This window comes from Okeania sp. SIO3I5, from assembly GCF_010672085.1.
Lineage (GTDB): Bacteria > Cyanobacteriota > Cyanobacteriia > Cyanobacteriales > Microcoleaceae > Trichodesmium.
Window position 1 is genome coordinate 1 of sequence record NZ_JAAHHT010000467.1, and the last position, 2,796, is coordinate 2,796.

Here is a 2,796-nt window from a genome sequence, read left to right on the forward strand (position 1 = left end):
GTACTCTTACGATCTGAGATGGGGAGTATAAAGTGTAGATACAATTATGAACATATATTATATAACCGGATTCTATATTACAAATTATTCCGATAAACCTGCCCCCACCCCAATAATCTAATTTTCATCACAAAAAATTAACCCACCCCTATGGGTTAATAGAATAAAGGTTATAGCCTTTTTCGGGATTGTGCGACTCGTTTGGCCTAAATAGACCCTAGGCGTCTATGTTCAGCCAGTCCTGTAAAAGGATAACTCTGATACTCATGGAGGTTAAATTCCTTCCTACACGGGTACTGTATGACTCCCAAGTCCCAGGTTTCAGGTACTAGCAATCCTGTCTCTCAGTGCATGGGCTTAAAGCAGAGTCAGGGTAATGTCATCCTAATCCTCTGCCAGGGAAGTTGGCTATGGTTATCGCACAGAGAATCTAGTACGATGGGTCGTGAAATAGGACAGGAGAAAGGCGTTGAGACTCCTGAACCAAAAGGTATGCCTCGTATGATTGGAGCCAAACAAATCCCGTTGGCTCCGTACCTAATTAGAGGTCGGCCTACACTAGGAACCTAAAGCTAACGTGAAATGATATCAGGGAACGAAGTAACCCATGCATCGACTCTCAATATCGAGTAGGAAAAGCTTAACCAATGTCGATAAGGATGTAGGATTCCTCAAGAAGCAAGCCCGTAGTAATGTACGGGATAGGCTGACGTGGGGAGGTAACAAAGGTGGGCGGAAAACAGAAACTGAACAAGGCAAAACACCAGAGAGTGTGTCAAACCCGCTTATAGGGTAAAAGTGGGAAGAAGGGAGTATGTGTACCTAACCATCAAAATATCCTTTGTTATCAGGAGCCGGATGAGTGGGAAACTCTCATGTCCGGTTTTGAATCAGAAGTGAGGGGTAGTGATACCCCCATCGACTGTAACGAAAAAGTGCAACTTTTCCCAATATAACTACCAAAAAGTTAGAATTTTAGGGAAATCAAGGGTAGAAAAATCAAGGAAAAATTATTCCTCCTACTTTACTCTGTCTTCCCACCCGGACCACACGGACCAGACTCTGCTTTTTTGAGCAAACCCTAAATAGGGTTTGCTCAAAAAGTCTTATGGGTTAGGGTAGGAGTCAGAAGACTCGAGACTCGAGACTCGAGGAGTAAGGAATAAGGGAGGAGGCATAAGGAAGAATTATCCCTTGATTTTTCGGCTCTTGTCAACCCTTTCATCCGCTCCATGCTTAACCTTTTTGGAGCAAAAACCTTGTACTTTTTCAAGACCATTACAAGCTAAAACCTTTAGGAGTCAATACTTTAAAATTTAATCAGCAAACCCTATTTATTTATGGTTTGGGGACAGGTTTAGTTAAAAATAAAGAGGCTTGACTGGAAGAAAAAGCGATACTATTTAGTTAAATGGGGTATATTTCCCAGATACTAGACTTTTTATTCAACTAACTAAAAAATTAGAAAAATTAGGTAGACTATTAGTAGGGCATTTATACCCCACTAAACCATCTAACGCACCAGCTAAAAAACTTTTCCAGAACTAACTTCCGGCTCCAAATTAAACAAAAGTTGTAAAGTCTCCATAGCATGACGCCTCGCCTCAATATCCTGTTGCGCTCGTAACTGCACCATCGGATCGTGCAAAATTTTATTCACAATACCCCTAGTCAAAGCCTCAATTACCTCTTGATGTTTTTCCGCAAATTCTGACCCCAACCTAGACAAAGCTTTCTCCAATTCCTGCTCCCTAATAGTCTCTATTTTTTCTCGTAAAGAATTAATAGTCGGGACCGTTTCTAAACTCTTCCACCACACATCAAAAGCTTCCACCTCTTCCTCCAATAAAACCTCAGCTTCCATAGCCATTTGCCGACGACTTTCTTGATTTTGAGCAACAACCGCCTTTAAATCATCCACATTAAAACAACGAACATTTGGCAACTCATCAACATCAGTAGCAATATTACGAGGTACAGAAATATCCACCAACATTACAGGTTTTAAAGGGTCTAAAATCACCTCTAATTTAGCCTTATCTAAAATCGGTTCAGTTGCACCAGTGCTAGTAAAAACTAAATCAGAATCAGCAATAACCTGACTCATTTCTGACATAGAATAAACATTTATATCTGCATCTTTAAAACTATTTGCTAAATCCTGAGCGCGTCCCACAGAACGATTAATAATTGATATCTTATTTGCACCTTTAGCTAATAAATGTTGCACCAATAATTTTGACATTTTACCAGCACCAACAATAGCCACTTGATAATTAAATAAATCCTCCAATTTCATCTGAGCTAATTCTACTGCCGCGGAACTAATAGAAACAGCACCAGTACCAATACTTGTCTCTGTCCTTACTCTTTTTCCAGCAGTTACAGCTTGCTTAAATAAACGATTAAGAATCCGCCCAATACCCTTATATTGTTGTCCGAGTTTATGAGTTTGTTTAACCTGAGATAAAATTTGCCCTTCACCCAATACCAAACTATCCAATCCAGCAGCGACCCGCATTAAGTGCATAATAGAATCTTCATGGAGTAGCATAAATAAGTGAGGCTGAAGCTGATTTAAAGGTATTTTACTAGAGTCAGAAAGAAACTGAGTTACTTCCCGAATACCAGGCTGCATTTCTTTAGTAACTACATAAACTTCTAAACGATTACAGGTACTAAGAATTCCTACTTCTTGAGTATAAGTTCCACTACACAATTGAGAAATTGCATTTTGTATTTCTGTTTCTGGAATACTTAATTTTTCTCTAACTTCAACTGGAGCTGTTTTATGGA

1 protein-coding gene is annotated in these 2,796 nt (G+C 39.5%); it reads right to left on the reverse strand.

Translation table 11 applies throughout. The annotated features are described in order from the left end of the window. Positions 1-1,525: 1,525 nt before the first annotated feature. On the reverse strand, positions 1,526-2,796 hold a 1,271-nt coding region (locus tag F6K40_RS39690; RefSeq protein ID WP_293145663.1), incomplete at its 5' end, for a glutamyl-tRNA reductase.